The 16,970-nt window shown below is 67.6% G+C and carries 18 protein-coding genes; 12 read left to right on the forward strand and 6 right to left on the reverse strand.

The window, feature by feature from the left end; translation table 11 throughout:
- Nucleotides 1-220: 220 nt before the first annotated feature.
- The 9 genes from DL519_RS36140 (at nt 221) to DL519_RS36175 (ending at nt 8,841) form a co-directional block, all read left to right on the forward strand.
- Nucleotides 221-922, forward strand: a complete 702-nt coding sequence (locus DL519_RS36140; RefSeq protein WP_190821530.1) for a cytochrome b5-like heme/steroid binding domain-containing protein — start codon at nt 221-223, stop codon at nt 920-922.
- Nucleotides 900-2,264: a PrnB family protein gene (locus DL519_RS36145; protein ID WP_190821531.1), complete on the forward strand. Its 1,365-nt coding sequence runs from the start codon at nt 900-902 to the stop codon at nt 2,262-2,264. The genes DL519_RS36140 and DL519_RS36145 overlap by 23 nt, the downstream gene beginning before the upstream one ends.
- 430 nt (nt 2,265-2,694) lie before the next feature.
- The gene (locus DL519_RS50520; protein WP_397545088.1) at nt 2,695-3,000 is read left to right on the forward strand and encodes a hypothetical protein; all 306 of its coding nucleotides are present in this window, start codon (nt 2,695-2,697) and stop codon (nt 2,998-3,000) included.
- A gap of 109 nt (nt 3,001-3,109) precedes the next feature.
- Nucleotides 3,110-3,376 carry a hypothetical protein gene (locus DL519_RS47710; RefSeq protein WP_223839959.1) on the forward strand — a complete coding sequence of 89 codons (267 nt, stop codon included), beginning with the start codon at nt 3,110-3,112 and terminating at the stop codon, nt 3,374-3,376.
- Nucleotides 3,322-3,642 (forward strand): transposase family protein, encoded by a 321-nt coding sequence (locus DL519_RS47715; protein WP_263399838.1) that lies wholly within the window; start codon nt 3,322-3,324, stop codon nt 3,640-3,642. The genes DL519_RS47710 and DL519_RS47715 overlap by 55 nt, the downstream gene beginning before the upstream one ends.
- 652 nt (nt 3,643-4,294) lie before the next feature.
- The gene (locus tag DL519_RS36160) at nt 4,295-5,779 is read left to right on the forward strand and encodes an FAD-linked oxidase C-terminal domain-containing protein (RefSeq protein WP_190821533.1); all 1,485 of its coding nucleotides are present in this window, start codon (nt 4,295-4,297) and stop codon (nt 5,777-5,779) included.
- The gene (locus tag DL519_RS36165) at nt 5,779-7,035 is read left to right on the forward strand and encodes an FAD-binding oxidoreductase (protein WP_190821535.1); all 1,257 of its coding nucleotides are present in this window, start codon (nt 5,779-5,781) and stop codon (nt 7,033-7,035) included. Before DL519_RS36160 ends, DL519_RS36165 begins: the two co-directional genes overlap by 1 nt.
- On the forward strand, nt 7,035-8,354 hold the full coding sequence (locus tag DL519_RS36170) for a (Fe-S)-binding protein (RefSeq protein WP_190821536.1): 1,320 nt from the start codon (nt 7,035-7,037) through the stop codon (nt 8,352-8,354). Before DL519_RS36165 ends, DL519_RS36170 begins: the two co-directional genes overlap by 1 nt.
- A gap of 154 nt (nt 8,355-8,508) precedes the next feature.
- The gene (locus DL519_RS36175; protein ID WP_190821538.1) at nt 8,509-8,841 is read left to right on the forward strand and encodes a hypothetical protein; all 333 of its coding nucleotides are present in this window, start codon (nt 8,509-8,511) and stop codon (nt 8,839-8,841) included.
- Nucleotides 8,842-9,314: 473 nt separating this feature from the next.
- On the opposite strand, the gene DL519_RS47720 is transcribed toward DL519_RS36175, so the two are convergent.
- The 3 genes from DL519_RS47720 to DL519_RS36185 all read right to left on the reverse strand — a co-directional run bounded on the left by DL519_RS47720 (nt 9,315) and on the right by DL519_RS36185 (nt 10,050).
- A complete protein-coding gene (locus DL519_RS47720) occupies nt 9,315-9,491 on the reverse strand; it encodes a hypothetical protein (RefSeq protein WP_223839960.1) in 177 nt (58 codons plus the stop codon).
- Between the two features lie 73 nt (nt 9,492-9,564).
- Nucleotides 9,565-9,699, reverse strand: coding sequence for a glycine-rich domain-containing protein (locus tag DL519_RS49185; protein ID WP_263399755.1), 135 nt, complete (start codon nt 9,697-9,699; stop codon nt 9,565-9,567).
- A 135-nt stretch (nt 9,700-9,834) separates the two neighbouring features.
- Nucleotides 9,835-10,050 (reverse strand): hypothetical protein, encoded by a 216-nt coding sequence (locus tag DL519_RS36185; protein ID WP_223839961.1) that lies wholly within the window; start codon nt 10,048-10,050, stop codon nt 9,835-9,837.
- A 188-nt stretch (nt 10,051-10,238) separates the two neighbouring features.
- Between DL519_RS36185 and DL519_RS36190 the strand changes: the two genes are divergently transcribed.
- Together DL519_RS36190 and DL519_RS36195 are read left to right on the forward strand one after the other, a co-directional pair.
- Nucleotides 10,239-11,453: an acetyl-CoA C-acetyltransferase gene (locus DL519_RS36190; protein ID WP_190821540.1), complete on the forward strand. Its 1,215-nt coding sequence runs from the start codon at nt 10,239-10,241 to the stop codon at nt 11,451-11,453.
- 14 nt (nt 11,454-11,467) lie between these two features.
- Entirely contained in the window at nt 11,468-13,684 is a 2,217-nt protein-coding gene (locus DL519_RS36195; RefSeq protein WP_190821542.1) for a 3-hydroxyacyl-CoA dehydrogenase NAD-binding domain-containing protein, read from the forward strand.
- Here the strand turns inward: DL519_RS36195 and DL519_RS36200 are convergent.
- Nucleotides 13,671-14,234, reverse strand: a complete 564-nt coding sequence (locus DL519_RS36200; RefSeq protein ID WP_190821544.1) for a MurR/RpiR family transcriptional regulator — start codon at nt 14,232-14,234, stop codon at nt 13,671-13,673. The two genes, DL519_RS36195 and DL519_RS36200, sit on opposite strands and share 14 nt — an antisense overlap.
- A gap of 310 nt (nt 14,235-14,544) precedes the next feature.
- Here DL519_RS36200 and DL519_RS36205 point away from each other — a divergent pair, with 310 nt between their 5' ends.
- Nucleotides 14,545-14,691 (forward strand): hypothetical protein, encoded by a 147-nt coding sequence (locus DL519_RS36205; RefSeq protein ID WP_190821547.1) that lies wholly within the window; start codon nt 14,545-14,547, stop codon nt 14,689-14,691.
- A 353-nt stretch (nt 14,692-15,044) separates the two neighbouring features.
- Here DL519_RS36205 and DL519_RS36215 read toward each other — a convergent pair whose 3' ends face one another.
- Together DL519_RS36215 and DL519_RS36220 are read right to left on the reverse strand one after the other, a co-directional pair.
- Nucleotides 15,045-15,878 (reverse strand): hypothetical protein, encoded by an 834-nt coding sequence (locus DL519_RS36215; RefSeq protein WP_190821549.1) that lies wholly within the window; start codon nt 15,876-15,878, stop codon nt 15,045-15,047.
- 472 nt (nt 15,879-16,350) lie between these two features.
- On the reverse strand, nt 16,351-16,962 hold the full coding sequence (locus DL519_RS36220) for a TetR/AcrR family transcriptional regulator (protein WP_223839962.1): 612 nt from the start codon (nt 16,960-16,962) through the stop codon (nt 16,351-16,353).
- Between the last annotated feature and the right edge of the window lie 8 nt (nt 16,963-16,970).

Genomic DNA, 16,970 nt, shown 5'->3' on the forward strand with positions numbered 1-16,970 from the left:
CGCCGTCGCGCTTGCTCTATCGTACGAAACTATCGAAGAATTGAGCTTCTCGCCCAATCATCTCCCGATTCTTTGATTTCTTGCGACCGGAGTCCCGTGCAGCGGAGAACAAGGATTCACTCGATTGCGACGACATGACCAGAAAGTAAACGCGACACTCGACCCAGATTCGAAACCGGCGAGCGGAGAATCTCATATCTGTTCCCTGCCGGTCGTCTCAATGGCGGACGTCGCGGACCGGGATGCGCACTGGATAGTGATCGACGATCAGGTTCTCGACGTCACGGAATTCATTGCACAGCACCCCGGCGGATGCGCCGTGATGTACGCCAACATCGGCCGTGACGCGTCGCGGGACTACCACCACGTTTCGGCCCACCACAGGAAATCCGTGGTCCGGAAGATCGAGCAGCTCGGCGTCGCTAGGATCGATCCGCACGACCGGGCCGAAGATTCGGGTGAGTGGCAGCGGCTGCTCGATTACCTGTGCCTGGTCCGGAACTCGTTCGCCGTGCAACGCGACGATACACGTGATCCGGTTCTTGAGTTGGTGTTCTCCGGTCAGTCTTACTGCCACTTGCTGGATGATCACCTTCCCTCGTTCATGCAGACTCTTGAGCGCATCGGTGCGGACCCGCGCGCGACTCAGCCTACGGGCAGCGCGGTCTTCGCCAGCAACGTCAAATCGGTGACCGAAGGCATTCTTGCCACCGGTGACGCAGCGACCGCTCGCGCCATTCTTGAGCGCCTGCGACACTCGGTCGCCGTCTTGATGGACACGCTCATTCGTATTAGCGCCGACGCGACTCGCCCAGGAACGCGCGATGCCGACGACAGCGATTCGCTCCAACACGCCCAGCAAGCCATCGATCACATCGGACAATGGATCGGGGAAGAGCATGAGTACTGGTGCCACGGTTGACACCACGGCCAAGCAGGACCGTACGATTCCTGAACAGAGACTGTGGAGTTCGCTGAACCCGGTCCCTGAACAGCGTTCGGCGGGATTGCTGTACAACTCTGTCGCAGCGAGTTACCGGGCGCCGGTTCAGCTGGACGGAGACGTCACCTTCGAGCACGGTTTTCTTCCGCGCAGGTTGCACACGGCCGCACTCACCGGACCCCATGCCATCTGGGAAGACGTCGCAGCGGGCCTGCCGGACATCGCCTTCAGCCCGAAGGCGCAGGCGGTCCTCAGCGACCTCCCGTTGCTGCCCGCTGGTCCCGAGGACCTGCCCGATCACCAGGTCAAATGGGCGAGTACGCTGCTCGGGATGATCGCGCACTCCTACTGGAGGTTCGGTCTGGAAAGGCTGCACCTTCCCCGCAACAGCAACATTCCCGCTGACTTGCCGGACGCTATTAAAGTACCGTGGACCCAGGTTTGCCAGCGGATGGGGAGAACCGGCCCCTGCCTCACCCTCGAAGACTGGGTCTTCAACAACTTCACCTTTATCGACGAAGGCCACTCGGGCCCCGGTGGGGAGTATCGCGTCGAAGACGCGGTCATCGAATCTATCCGACCGCTGGTGCCGGCCTACGGCAACGAAACCGAGCGCGTGTTCACCTCGTCCTTCGTGGACATTCACGCTGCCAGCACTTCGGCAATCGAACAGGTGTGCCGCGCTCAGCGTGCGATCGAGTGGGGCGGTCCGGACGGGCATGCGGACGTTGCTGCGGCACTAGTGCGGATCGCGGAATGCGCGCGGGGGGCCACCCGAGCTTTCCGCAAGATCAGTCCACGTCACAACAGCAAGACGTTCTGCGATCCGGTTGACTGGGCGAAGACCCTCGTCACGTGGACGGTGCCGCCGCCGGGCTATCCAGCAGGGCCGAGTGGATCGGCCTCGCCACTGGTCCACCTCATGGACGCAGTGATCGGCAGAACCGAGTACGAATCCGACCAAGGTCGTTTCTCGAATATGCTTCGCGGCAGCCAGCTTCCTCGTCGTCTCGAACGATTCTTCGACCTCATCCGCACAGTCGATTTTCGCGGTTACGTCCTCAGTCTGCGGGGCGCCAGCGACACCCGGTTCGACGAGACCCAGGAGGCTTTTAATGAATTGGTGGATGCCTTCGCGGGACCGCACGGATTCCTTGGCGTGCACAAGGGAAAGGTGGTCGACTATTTGGGGGTGGGAACAGTCGTAGGTCGAAACCAATCAACGGCCCACGATCAGACCTACATTGCCGACTGCAGTTGGACGGCTATGGCGGACCGGCTGCACATCAGCATTGGTGAACGTGATGTCCGGCGAATCTGACGACGTGCAAACGCGTCCGTGGTCGCCAGAGCCGGCATGACTTTGTCCCCCCGGCGAACGCATGATCCGGGGGCGCCAGGTTTGGTGGCATACGTGAACCACTGAATAGGAACACGACCGCACGCAGGGCAGGTCTCGTCGTAACGTGGCTACAGAGAGCGTTATTCTGACGGCTTGATCACCTCAAAATAGGGCAACGGCCCCAGCCGGGTAAGATCGTTTTCCGACCAAAGAACACGACTTACAGGTGGGACCGTTGCGTTACCAGTCTACTACGGGGCTTGCTGCTGACCAGATCGAGGAGCTTGTTTCCCGGGTTCGGCAGATCGTCCAGTGTCGTAAAGAAAACGTATGGCCTCCGGTTGTAGGGCTTCACCGCGCGGTCCTTCTCGCCCTGGTATATGTCCGGCAGAACTTGAACCAGGCGGCCGTGGGCGATTTGTTCGGAGTAAGCCAGCCGACCGTATCGAGGGTCTACCGAGGCATACTGCCGCTGATCGGAGAGGCGTTGTGTCTGCATGTTCCAGACCTCAAGGAAGCCCTTCGCGGCCGGCTCGTCCTGGTCGACGGTACTGATGTCCCGACCGGCAACCGTGCTGGCCACGAGGACAACCACTCCGGCAAGCGCCTACTCCGGCAAGCGCCGCCGTGCAGGGCTCAACATCCAGGTCGCGGCAGATATGGATGCCGGCTTGCTGGGACGATGATGAGGATTATTCAGACGCATCAAAATTAAGTCGCCGGCCGGCGTGTTGACATAAGCGGCGAGGCGCAATCGTGTCCAAGCGGAAATCGCAGAAACCTACGGAGTTTCCCAGCCGTCCATCAGTCGTGCGGTTACCACAGTGACGCCACTGATCAACCAGGTGCTCGCGAGGTTCATGCCCACCGCCGCCGAGTTGGACGACCGGCAGCAGTACATCGTCGACGACACGCTGCTGCCCTGCTGGTCCTGGTCCTCGCGCCCGGAGTTGTACTCGGGCAAGCACAAGACCACCGGTATGAACGTGCAGATCGCCTTACGGTCGACGGCCAGCTCAGGTGGATCTCCGATCCGATTGATGGCAGCCGGCACGACTCGTACTGCCTCGGTGAATCTGGCGTGCTGCTGACACTGACGCCCGCCAACTGGATAGGCGACAAAGGATACGTTGGCAACGACATGCTCATGCCGATCAAGAAACCTGAATGCCGCGAACTGCTGGAGTGGGAGAACGAATTCAACATGCAGATCAACAGGATTCGCTACGTCATCGAGCAGGTGATCGCTAACTTCAAGACCTGGCGCATCTTGCACACAGACTACCGGCGCCCCATCGAGACCTTTCGTAAAACCATCTCCACCGTTGTCGCCCTGCATTTCTTCGCCTCAGCGTGAATAACCCTCGATCCGCCGTCGAGCGATGCTGAACGTCCCTGGCCCCGTCATCCGGCAAGCCCCTCCCCGGCCTTGTTGAGCAGTTCGATGATCTGCTGCTCAGTGTCGTTGTAGTCCTTGACGGTGTCGTCGAGGGACTGCTTGGTCTCGACGAGGAACTGCTGCGCCTTCTAGGCCATCTCCTGGCAGCCCTGCAGCGTCTCGAAGTACTTGTCGCTGATGCCTTGTCGGTTTCGACGTCGGCCAGGAGCTGCCGGTTCCGTTCGATTCGCGGCGTCTTGGTGGATCTGTCTCATTGCCGTGGCCGGCGCGTTGGGCCACTCGGCGCGCGGCGCGAGGATGGGAACTTTCCTGTCGCCTGCCGGTCCGGGGGCGTGAGCATGGGAACCTTCCTGTCATTGCCAGCCCGGCGGAGGGGTGGTGTCGCGCCGCCGCCGGATTTCGGTTGCGGCTCGTCTTGTGGGTGGGGTGGCAGGAAGGTTCCCTTGCTCTGGTCACGACGGGCGCTAGGGGCGATCCTGGTTCTGTGCGGGACTCGATCGTCACGGCGGGGCCATCTTGTCGACCTCTTGTATCTATGTTGTGAACAACCTATGGTCCCCGTGACCGGAATGGTCTTTCCACAAGCCGGAAGAAGTCCTGGAGGCTGAGCATGCAGTCGACCAGCACCGAGGCCGAGCAGGCGCTCGACCAAGTCGTGCAGCGCTTCCATGCGGCAATGCCGCCCAACGCTGTGATCACCGACCCGCAGCGGCTGCGCACCTACGAGTGCGACGGACTGGCGAGCTACCGGGTCGTGCCCGCCGTGGCAGTGCTGCCCGAAACCGCCGAGCAGGTCCGCCAGATCGTCCGGATCTGCGCCGAGCACCAGGTCCCGTTCGTCGCCCGCGGCTCCGGCACCGGGCTGTCCGGCGGGGCGCTGCCGCACGCATCGGGCGTGCTGGTGGTGACCTCGAAGATGCGGCGGATCCTGGAGATCGACCTGGCCAACGAGCGGGCCGTGGTGGAACCGGGCGTGATCAACCTCGACGTCACCAAGGCCGTCGCCTCGCAGGGCTACTATTTCGCGCCGGACCCGTCCAGCCAGCAGGTGTGCTCGGTGGGTGGCAACGTCGCGGAGAACTCCGGCGGCGCGCACTGCCTGAAGTACGGCTTCACCACGAACCACATCCTCGCCCTGGAAGTCGTCACCCCGGACGGAGACATCGTCGAACTCGGCGGCGACGCGCGGGAAGCCCCCGGATACGACCTGCTGGGCGCCTTCATCGGCAGCGAGGGCACGCTCGGGGTGGTCACCAAGATCACCGTGCGGCTGCTGCGCAAACCCGAAGCGGTGCAGACCCTGCTGGCCGGGTTCCCGTCGACCGACGAGGCGGGCGCGGCGGTGTCGGCGATCATCGCCGACGGGGTCACCCCGGCGGCGATCGAGATGATGGACGCGCTGGCCATTGAGGCCGCCGAGCAGGCCGTGCAGTGCGGCTACCCGGAAGGCGCCGGTGCGGTGCTGGTCGTCGAGCTCGACGGCCCGGCCGCCGAGGTCGCGCACACCTTCGCCGAGGTCAAGCGGCACTGCGAGGCGCACGGCGCGTTCGAGATCCGGGTCGCCGCCGACGACGGCGAGCGCGCGATGATCTGGAAGGGCCGCAAGTCCGCGTTCGCCGCGGTGGGCCGCATCAGCCCCGACTACATCGTGCAGGACGGGGTGATCCCGCGGACCGCGCTGCCCGAGGTGCTCGGCCGCATCGCCCGGCTGTCCGCCGAATCCGGCGTGCGGGTCGCCAACGTCTTCCACGCCGGCGACGGCAACCTGCACCCGCTGGTGCTCTTCGACGACGCCGAACCGGGCGCGAACGAGCGGGCCGAGGCGGTCTCGGGCGCGATCCTTGACCTGTGCATCGAGCACGGTGGCTCGATCACCGGCGAGCACGGCGTCGGCGCGGACAAGGTCAAGTACATGGGCCGGATGTTCACCGCGGACGACCTCGACACCATGCAGCGCGTACGCTGCGCCTTCGACCCGGTCGGGATCTGCAACCCGGGCAAGGTCTTCCCGACGCCGAGGCTCTGCGGCGAAGTGCCCGGGCCCCGGCGCGGCCTGCATCCACTGACCGAAGCGGGATTGGCGGACCAGTTCTGATGCCCACTACAACCAAGGACGCCGCGCGCGAAGCACTCGTGGCCGAGCTCGGTGCCGATTGCGTGCGGGACGCGACGAATACCGACGTGGTGTCGGGTGTCCGCCCGCACTGGGTGGCCACTGTGGACGGAACCGAGCGGACGTCGGTCGCGATGAAGGTCGCCGTCGAGCACGGCCTTCGGATGGTGCCCAAGGGGTCGGGCAGCAAGCTCGACTGGGGCAGCGCTCCGGAGGCGGTGGACCTGCTGCTCGACGTGTCGGCCGCCAACGGCATCGTCGACCACGCCGCGGGCGACCTCGTCGTGCACGCCCTGGCGGGAACACCGATCGCCGAGGTCAACAACACCGTGCGCGCCGCCGGGCAGCAGCTGGCGATCGACCAGCCGCTGCCGACCGCGACGCTTGGCGGGATCATCGCCACCGGCACCGCTGGCCCGTGCCGGCACCTCTTCGGCGGGGTGCGTGACCTGCTCATCGGCATCACGGTCGTGCGGGCCGACGGCACCGTGACCACCGCCGGCGGGAAGGTCGTCAAGAACGTCGCCGGCTACGACCTCGGCAAGCTCTACACCGGTTCCTTCGGCACGCTCGGTGTGATCACCGAGGCGGTGTTCCGGTTGCACCCGGTCGCCGCCGAGCACCGCTGGATCACCGTCACCACCGACGCCCCCGCGACGGCCGCGACCGCAGCCGACATCGTCCGGCATTCCCAGGCGATGCCCACCGCGATCGAGCTCGATCGTCCCGAGCCCGCCGGACCGATCACGATCTGCGCGCAGCTCGAGGGCAGGCCCAACGCCACGCACGACCGCGCGGTCGAGCTGGCCGCCGCCATCGGGCACGGCGCGGAAGTGCTGGACCAGGCCCCGTCCTGGTGGGGCCGCTACCCGTTCGACCCGGTGGGTGGGATCGGCCTGCGCCTGGGCGCGGAGCCGACGGCACTGCCCCGAGTGCTCAGCGGCGCGCAAGAAGCGGCCGCGGCGAGCGGCCTGCCGTTGGCGATACGCGGAGCGGCCGGGCTCGGCGTGCTCAACGCCGGGCTGCCCGGCGACACCGACCCCGCAGCCGTCGTCGAACTCGTCAAGGCACTGCGCACCGGCTGCGACTACGCGGTGCTGGTCCGTGCGCCGAAGGATGCCGCGATCGACCCGTGGGGGCCGATCGCACCGGGATTTCTGGCGCTGATGCGCCGCACCAAGGACCAGTTCGATCCGGAACACCGGCTCGGCCCCGGTCGGTTCGTGGGAGGAATCTGATGACCGAGACCCCGGCCCGCCCGGGCGCCTTCGACGCGCTGCACCCGCCGCAGCGCGAACTCGTCGACGACTGCGTCCACTGTGGATTCTGTCTGCCCAGCTGCCCCACCTACGACCTGTGGGGCGAGGAGATGGACTCGCCGCGCGGCCGCATCTACCTGATGAAGGAAGGGCTCGAAGGAGAGCCCATGACCGACACCATGGTCGGCCACTTCGACGCGTGCCTCGGCTGCATGGCGTGCGTGACCGCCTGCCCGTCCGGGGTGAAGTACGGCACGCTCATCACCGAGACGCGGGCGCAGGTCGAGCGGAACCACCAGCGCGGACGCTGGGAACGGCTCCTGCGCACGGCGATCTTCACGCTGTTCCCGTACCCGCGCCGCCTCAAGGCGATGCGCGGACCGCTCGCGCTCTACCAGCGGCTCGGCATCGGAAACCTGCTCAAGCGGTCCGGGCTGCAGGCGTTGCTGCCGGACGAGCTGCAGGTGATGGAATCCCTCGTGCCGCCCATCGGCCGCGCCCCGAAGCTGGGGCACCGGATCCCGGCGCGCGGCAAGCGGCGCGCGACCGTCGGGATGATCACCGGCTGCGTGCAGAGCGCCTTCTTCCCCGACGTCAACGCGGCGACGGCACGCATCCTCGCCGCCGAGGGCTGCGACGTCGTGATCCCACCGGCGCAGGGCTGCTGCGGCGCGCTCAGCGAGCACTCGGGGCGGGAAGAGGAAGCGATCAAGTTCGCCCGCGACCTGCTCGACACCTTCGAAGAATCCGGAGTGGACTACGTCGTCATCAACTCGGCCGGCTGCGGCTCCACGCTGAAGGAATACCCGCGGCTGCTGCAGGACGATCCCGAAGACGCCGAACGCGCGGAGCGCTTCTCCGCGCGCGTGCGGGACATCGCCGAGCTGATCGTCGAACTCGGACCGGTCGCGAAGCGGCACCCGCTGCCGGTGCAGATCGCCTACCACGACGCCTGCCACCTCGCGCACGGCCAAGGCATCCGGTCGCAGCCCCGTGAACTGCTGCGCGCGATCCCCGAGCTGGAGCTCAAGGAGATCAACCGCGGCGAACTGTGCTGCGGCTCCGCTGGCGTCTACAACCTGCTCCAACCGGAGCCGGCGCGCGAGCTCGGCGACCGAAAGGCCGAGAACGTCCTCGCCACCGGAGCGAAGCTGCTGGTGACGGCGAACCCGGGCTGCTCGATGCAGATCCGCACCGCGCTCGAGCGCCGCGGCGAGCACCTCGCGATGGCGCACACCGTCCAGGTGCTCGACGCGTCCATCCGCGGCCAGGGCGTCGAAACCCTGCTGCGCGACTGAACAACACCCCCGCGAGGTCGGCGACCTCGCGCCCACTTCGCCACCACCGGCCAGCCGCCTAGCCGAGGCACGTCGGGTATGAGCATGGGAACCTTCCTGTCATCCCGGACGTGAGCATGGGAACCTTCCTGCCATCGGGCTCAGAGGTCGGGTCTTGGTTGTGCAGACGGGCCGACGTCTGGCCTGCGATCTCGTGCGTGAAGCCGAAGCGGCAGGCCTCGCCGAGCAGGCCGCCGCGAAGGGTGGGCAGATTGCGCCCACCCCTGGCGACCAGACCCGCCGTGACGTATTAGCCGAGCTCGCCCGCGAGGCAGCCGCGGACGGAACCGCCGACGAAATCACGGAGTTCACCGACACCCGCCCCGCCGACGACCCTGCCGCCGACCCGCTCGACACAGTCCGGGTGCCCCCGAGGACGACCCGGGCGACCCGGACGCCCGCCGCGCGTGGCTGCGCAGCCTGTCCGGCGAAATGCCCTGGACTGTGATCCGCCTGAAAACCGGCCTGTGGGAGTGGGCGCAGGACGTCGACGTCATGGACTGGCCCCGCCAGCCCCTCACCGACGTTGCGCGCGTGCTCGGCCACCCGGACGCGGGTTACGACGCCAACGTCACCTATCGGCACGACGTCGCTCAGCGCCGAGCCGAGCCGGGCGAGAGCTGGAAGGTCCGCGCGCTTCAAGTCGAAGACCGCGCCGAAGCGCTGTCGACCATTCTGCGCGGCATGGCGCGCCGACTTCCGGCACAGACTTCTCTCAGATCGCGGTGTCACCCGACAACGAGGGCACCAGCAGGTTGGCGATCACATTCAGCTCGACCTCCAACCAGAGCTGAGCGCCAGCGCACTGCGCCCCGCATCCTTCACCGGGAGCGGGGCGCATTTGCCGTTTTCGGGCGTTCTCAGCGGGTTGCGGCGACCGCCTGTCGCAGGCGCCATGACGCTTCACGTCGGCCCGTCCTCTTACCTCGGTGGCGTCTGGTTCTCGGTGTTCTCGTTGCCGTCCTTGCCCGATGCCGCACAGCACCCGTCCTCGGCGTCGCCCAGCGAGCAACTGGTGGCCACGTCGGTCCACAGCTCACCATCGACCAGGTAGCCCGCCTGCTGGATCGCCTTCACCGTACGGGCGCGAGCTTCCACGGGTGTGCCCCTGCTGGGTAGCACGTTCGGGGCGTCGTTGGGCACATGGTGAATGAACCGCCCCGCGACCCGGTCACAGAACTCCTCTGGCGACGTCGCGGGTGTAGAGGACGAACGTATGCCACCCGATGTCGACCACGGGGGTCGGTGCGAGCGGTTCGCCCACGTGGTCAGCCGAGACGGCGAGGAACGCTAACGCCTGGTCCATGATGCGCTCGGCGTAGTCGATGGGCGCCTGGTGTTCGTTGGCGATGCGCGCCGTGAGCCGGTCGAACAGCGTGCTGTTGATTAGGGTTCGTGCTGCTGTCTGCTCGGGGGCTGTCCCATTCCGAACACTGCTCGGTCAGCGTTCGAGCTCTGGCCGATCGGCTCGGGTAGACGTCGCCCGGATGGCCCGTTCTTGCGGCAACCGGACTTCGAGGTAGCGACGGACCCCTAACCCGTTCCGTATCGGGTAGTCGCGGTCTCCGCCGGCCACGTTCAACACGGTCGCCAACCGGGCCTGGATCGCCGCGGCCTCTTCCGGGCTGCCGGCCATGATCCTTACTCGACCGGTCATCGGATCACCTCGCCTGACTCAAGGTGGTAGGACTGGAAGCAGGTGACTGGAGACCTGCTCAGCTGCTCGTGAAGCATGTTTGCCCCGTAAGAGGGGACTTGCGGGCAGGTCAAGAGCATCTTGACTGTGACAGTGTTGGTGTCACACTCTGGGTGGAGCACCTGCCGCAACGAGGAGGCACGCCACAAATGTCCGAGGCGTTCGTCTACGACGCGATCCGCACACCACGCGGTCGCGGCAAGAAAACCGGGTCGCTGCACGGGGTGAAGCCGATCAGCCTGGTCGTGGGCCTGATCCAGGAGCTGCAGCGCCGCCACCCGCAGCTGGATCCCGCGCTGATCGACGACATCGTGCTGGGCGTGGTCTCGCCCGTCGCCGACCAGGGCGGCGACATCGCCAAGACCGCCGCGCTCGCCGCGGGCCTGCCCGACACCGTCAGCGGTGTGCAGCTCAACCGCTTCTGCGCCTCCGGCCTGGAGGCGGTCAACATCGCCGCCCAGAAGGTGCGCTCCGGCTGGGAGGACGCCGTGCTGGCCGGCGGCGTCGAATCCATGTCCCGGGTGCCGATGGGCTCCGACGGCGGAGCCTGGGCGATGGACCCCGAAACGAACTTCGCCACCTCCTTCGTGCCGCAGGGCATCGGCGCCGACCTGATCGCCACGATCGAGGGCTTCGACCGGACCACTGTCGACGCCTACGCGGCCGAGTCGCAGGACCGCGCCGCCAAGGCCTGGGCCGACGGCCGCTTCGCCCGCTCCGTGGTGCCGGTGACCGACCGCACCGGCAGCACCGTCCTCGACCGGGACGAGCACATCCGCGCGAACACCACGGTCGACAGCCTCGGCGGGCTAAAGCCGTCCTTCGCCGACATCGGCGAGCTCGGCGGATTCGACGCCGTCGCGCTGCAGAAGTACCACTGGGTGGAGCGCATCGACCACGTGCACACCGCCGGGAACTCTTCCGGCGTCGTCGACGGTGCCGCGCTGGCCCTGATCGGCGGCGAAGCCCTCGGCGAACGCACCGGGCTGCGCCCCCGCGCCCGGATCGTCGCCGCCGCCCTCAGCGGCGCCGACCCGACGATCATGCTGACCGGGCCAGGCCCGGCGGTGCGCAAGGCGCTGGGCAAGGCAGACCTGAGCATCGACCAGATCGACCTGATCGAGATCAACGAGGCCTTCGCCGCGGTCCCGCTGAAGTTCATGAAGGAATTCGGCGTGAGCCACGACAACGTCAACGTCAACGGCGGGGCCATCGCCATGGGCCACCCGCTGGGCGCCACCGGGGCGATGATCCTGGGCACCCTCATCGACGAGCTGGAACGCCGCAACCTGCGCTACGGCCTGGCGACGCTGTGCATCGGCGGCGGCATGGGGATCGCGACTGTCGTCGAACGGATCGGCTGAAGGACACATCACACATGAGCGAGCAGAACACCATCCGCTGGGAGTCCGACGCCGACGGCATCGTCGTGCTGACCCTGGACGACCCCCAGCAGCAGGCCAACACCATGAACGAGCGCTACCAGCGCAGCATGGCGGAAACCGTGCAGCGCCTGGAGGACGAGCGCGACAACATCACCGGCGTCGTCCTCACCTCCGCGAAGCGCACCTTCTTCGCCGGCGGTGACCTCCGCGAGCTGGTCCAGGCGCGGCCCGGCGACGCCGAACGGGTCGCCGAGACCACCACCGGCGTCAAGCGGCAGCTGCGCCGCCTCGAAACCCTCGGCGTGCCGGTGGTCGCCGCGCTGGGCGGCACCGCCCTCGGCGGCGGCCTGGAGATCGCGCTGGCGTGCCACCACCGCATCGCGCTGAAGAACCCCGAGGCCCGCTTTGGGTTCCCCGAGGTCACTCTCGGCCTGCTGCCCGGCGCCGGCGGCGTGGTCCGCACGGTCCGCCTGCTCGGCATCGCCGACGCGCTGCTCAACGTGCTGCTGCAGGGCCAGCGGCTGCGGCCCGAGAAGGCCGCGGAGATCGGCATCGTCGACCAGCTCGTCGACACGCCGGAACAGCTGCTGACCGACGCCAAGGAATGGATCAAGGCCAACCCCGAGGCCGCACAGCCGTGGGACCGGCCCGGGCACAAGATTCCCGGCGGCACACCGTCGAACCCGAAGTTCGCCGCGAACCTCCCGGCGTTCCCCGCCAACCTCCGCAAGCAGCTCAAGGGCGCGCCGCTGCCGGCCCCGCGCAACATCCTGGCCGCCGCGGTGGAAGGCGCGCAGGTCGACTTCGACACCGCGCTCACCATCGAGGGCCGCTACTTCGTGGAACTGGTTTGCGGCCAGACCGCCAAGAACATGAGCAAGGCGTTCTTCTTTGACCTCCAGCACATCAACTCCGGCGGCAGCCGCCCAGCCGGTGAACCCGAGTGGCGGGCGGAGAAGGTCGCGGTGCTCGGCGGCGGCATGATGGGCGCCGGTATCGCCTACGCGTGCGCCAAGGCCGGTATGAAGGTCGTACTCAAGGACATCTCGCTGGCCGCGGCCGGGAAGGGCAAGGACTACTCGGCGAAGCTGCTGGAGAAGGCCGTCGCCAAGGGCCGCTCGACGCAGGCCAAGGCCGACGAGCTGCTGGCCCGGATCACGCCCACCGACCAGCTCGAACCGCTGGCCGGCTGCGACCTGGTCATCGAAGCCGTCTTCGAGGACCCGAAGATCAAACATCAGGTGTACGCGGAGGTGCAGGACGTCGTCGAAGGCGACGCGCTGATCGCCTCCAACACCTCCACGCTGCCGATCACGGGCCTCGCCGAGGGCGTACGCCGCCGCGAGGACTTCATCGGCCTGCACTTCTTCTCCCCGGTCGACAAGATGCCGCTGGTGGAGATCATCTGCGGCGAGCACACCAGCGAGCGGGCCTTGGCGCGCGCGTTCGACGTCGTGCAGCAGATCAACAAGACGCCGATCGTGGTCAACGACAGCCGCGGCTTCTTCACCAGCCGCGTCATCGGCACCTTCGTCAACGAGGGCGTGTCGATGCTCGCCGAAGGCGTGCACCCGGCGTCCATCGAGCAGGCCTCGGCGCAGGCCGGGTTCCCGGCGCCCGTCCTGCAGCTTTTCGACGAGCTGACCCTGACGCTGGCGCGCAAGATCCGCGACGAGACCAAGCGCGCCGTCGAGGCGGCCGGCGGAACCTGGACCCCGCACCCGGCAGAGCAGGTGCTCGACCGCATGGTCGACGAGTTCGACCGCAAGGGCCGTTCCAGCGGCGCCGGTTTCTACGACTACGTCGACGGCAAGCGGGTCGGGTTGTGGCCGGGGCTGGTCGAGCACTTCGGCGGGGCCGAGCGGGATCCGGCCGAGGTGAGCCTGACCGACCTCACGGAGCGGATGCTGTTCGTGGAGTCGCTGGAAACCGTCAAGTGCCTCGACGAGGGCGTGCTGCGGTCGGTCCCGGACGCCAACATCGGATCGATCCTCGGCATCGGGTTCCCCACCTGGACCGGCGGTGTCGTGCAGTACATGAACGGCTACCCGGACGGGCTGGCCGGATTCGTCGCGCGCGCCCGGGAACTGGCGGAACGCTACGGGCAGCGGTTCGAGCCGCCGGCCTCGCTGGTCCACCGGGCCGAGGCGGGGGAGCCGTTCGACCTCGGCGAACCCGACGCGGCCATCGTCGCCGCTACGGCGGCGTGATGCGCGAGCCGGCGTAGACGCCGAACTCGTCGAGCAGTTCCTCCACCACCAGCAGCGCGAAGCGGGTCTGCTTGCCCTGGGCGGCGGCGACGGCCGTGGCCAACGCCTGGACGACCGAGGTGAACGCGGTCAGCGACCGCAGCACCGACACCCCGGTCGTGTCCAGGTAGAGGGCGTGGTCGGCGTCGCCGACCAGGGGCGAGGCCGGGTTGTCGGTGAGCGCGATGGTCGTCGCGCCCCGGCGCTTCGCCCAGCCGAAGGCCCGCACCGTGTCCGCGCTGTAGCGGTGGATAAAGAGCGCGACGAAGCAGTCCCCGTCGCCGACGCGGCGCAGTTCGTCGGTGAGCATGCCGGGGTTCTGCGCCAGCGTCGCGACGTCGTCGCGCACCATGCCCAGCAGGTAACCCAGCAGGAACGCGGGGGGAGAAGCACTTCCGCAGCCCAGCACGTGCACGCGGGGCGCGGAGCCGAGCGCGGCCACTGCTGCGTCCCAGCTCGGCCGGTCCACGCGGGACAGGCTGCGTGCGATGTTGGCCTGGTCGAACGCCATGGCCAGTTCGAGCGGGTTCCGCGACTGGTCGATGAACGACTCCAGGTTCGACAGCCGCCGCAGCGGCTGCGCTTGCTCCTACAACCGCTGCCGGCGCAACCGCGTGAGCCCCGGACAGCCGTCCAGGAACGCCTGCCGCAGCCCGGGGGGGGGGGGGGGGGGGGGGGGGGCATAGCCGCGAAGCCGCAGGCAGTTGCGGGCGATGCGGTCCGCCAACTCGCCATTGTGGACGGACCCGTGGCACATGTTCAACGGACCCTGGTGGGTTTCGCTGACCACCCGCGGGTGATCGCGCAGCGGTCGCAGCGCCGTGAGGTGCTCGGTCATCGTCCACGACGCAGACGGCCTCGCCGACTACCTGCTCGACCAGCACGGAATCGGGGTGCTCTCCGGCGCCGCCTTCGACGCGATCCGGCCGGACTGCGGTTCCGCGCCGCAACCAGCCTACTCTACGTGACCATCGACGAACAGCGCTGGATGACGCTGCACAGCGACGATCCGACCGCGCTGCCTTGGATCGAGGACGCGCTCGCGCAGCTGACCACCGCACTGGACGCGATCCGGAAATCCTGAGCGGCCAACGGGAAAGGCGCCGGGACCGCACGGTCCCGGCGCCTCTTCCGGCTGGCCGTGATCAGCCCATCTTGGGGTGGTCGACGACCGGCGCGTTGACGCAGTTGTTGATCTGTGGCGACAGCAGCGACACCACGGCGCCGAGTACGGCGACGTTGTTGCCGCAGGCCTGCACCGGGACGGCGCTGGCGTTGTTGTCGTCCAGCAGGTTGACGCCGTGGTTGTTCGGATCGTCGATCAGCGCAGCGGGCGGGTGACGCTGTCGATCGTCGGGAGCTGCCCGGTGATCCGGTGCACCGGAGCCTGCGGGAGGCGACCGGTGGCCTGCTGGGTGAGGTCGTTCGCCGCCGTGCCCAAGCCGCCGTTCAGCTCGGAGGTCACCGGAAGCTTGCCGACCGCTGGTAGGAGCCTCGCCGCCTGCGGTAGGGCGACCGGCGCACCGGGGCGCAGGTCGTTTTGCAGGACGGGAGCAACGGCACCGACTGGGTTGGCCAGCGGTTCCGTCTCATAGCCGTGGGCGGCGGTCAGGTCGATCGCGGTGTCCAGCGCCGACGTGCCCTGGTGGCCGGGCTCGCGCGGGCCGACCTCGGTGTCCAGCAAAGCGGCGTGCGGTACGTGTTCGGTGACGGCGCCGAGGTGTTTCGGGACCACCGAACCACCGACGACCGGGCGGGTCTTGGTCATCTGCTCGACGCGGGTGGTCTCGGCGAAGACATGCTCGAGCACCTGGTTCGGCTTGCCAGGGGCGAGCAGCGGGCGGCCGTCCCGCAACTCGCCGCCCATTCCGTGGGCAGTGGTCGTGATGTCCGCGCCCACCTTCTTGACCAGGTTTGGGGTGTTCACGTGCAGTTCGGTGTCCGCGCACGGAGCCTTGGTCGGGCCGTACCCGGGGCCGTCCTGTAGCTGGCAGGCGTTCAACGGGGCGAGGATCCCGATTTGGTCCGGAACGGACGACAGGTCCGGCTTCGGGAGGGCGGTGCTCTCCGCGGCAGCGGTGGCACCGGTCCCGACTGCGGCGAACCCCGCGGCTACAACGGCTGCCTTCACTGTGCGCGTGGTCCAGGGGCGCAAGATTTGTTCTCCTTGGGTCTGACGTGTTGGCACGGCTGACTCGGTATCGGAGACCCCTCCGCCGATCTTGAGCCCATATCCAGCCCAACCGCCTGAACGAGTGAGTTTCACGCAGACTCACGGCGCTCACTGAGCGACGGAATCCCGCAAACCGCCGCCTCGGGCCCGCGTCCGGAGCCCCTCGGGGACCGGCGCCGACAAGCACCGGACATGGCGCCCCGGCCCGTCGGCGGATGGCAGAAAGGTTCCCATGCTCCGGAAACGCGGGACGGCGTCCGGTGTGGATGACAGGAAGGTTCCCATGCTGCAACGGCACGAGAGGTGTGCTGGCAGGCGTTAGGTGACAGGAAGGTTCCCTTGCTGCGGAAACGCCGGGAGCTATTGGCACGCGGGTGGCAGGAAGGTTCCCTTGCTCCAAGGCTAGCCCGGGTGCGCGGTGGGTTTCCTGTGCGTGTCGGGGTGGCCGGATGTGTCAAAGGTTCGGGGCGAGGCTGGGGGCGAACAGTTCCATCAGATGGCTCGTGGCTTGCTCCGCGGTGATATCCGGGCGGCGGTCCCGCCACAGGGCGAGCCGCTCGCAGGCGCCGATGATCGCCTCCGTGAACGCTTCCAGCCGCACCGGATCGAGATCTGGGCGCGCGGCCCCGAGCAGTCCGGAGGTGAATTCCATCTGTTGCATCCGGATCGCTTCCAGTTCGGTGCTCACCGATGCGCTCGGGACCGCGGACTCGTTGCGCAGCAGGGCCCAGGCCTGGGCGTGTTCGTCGCTGAACTTGAAGAACGCCAGCAAGCAGTCGCGCAGCAACTGCTCGGGGGTGTCGGCGCCGGCAGCCGCGACCGTGGTGGCTTCCAGCAGTTCGCGCTTGGATCGCTGCAGGCAGGCGAGCAGCAGCCCTTCCTTCGAACCGAAGTACTCGTAGAGCATCGGCTTGGACAGGCCAACCCGCGCCGCGATGTCGTCCATCGACGTGCCCTGGTAGCCGTCGGTTGCGAACACCTGTTCGGCGACGGCGAGGATCTGCCGTTCCCGCTCGGCTCGGGGCATCCGCTTGCGTCCGGTGGTCGGTGCCTGCTGCGTCTCCACGAAAATCA

Source organism: Saccharopolyspora pogona (genome assembly GCF_014697215.1).
GTDB classification, from domain to species: domain Bacteria; phylum Actinomycetota; class Actinomycetes; order Mycobacteriales; family Pseudonocardiaceae; genus Saccharopolyspora; species Saccharopolyspora hattusasensis.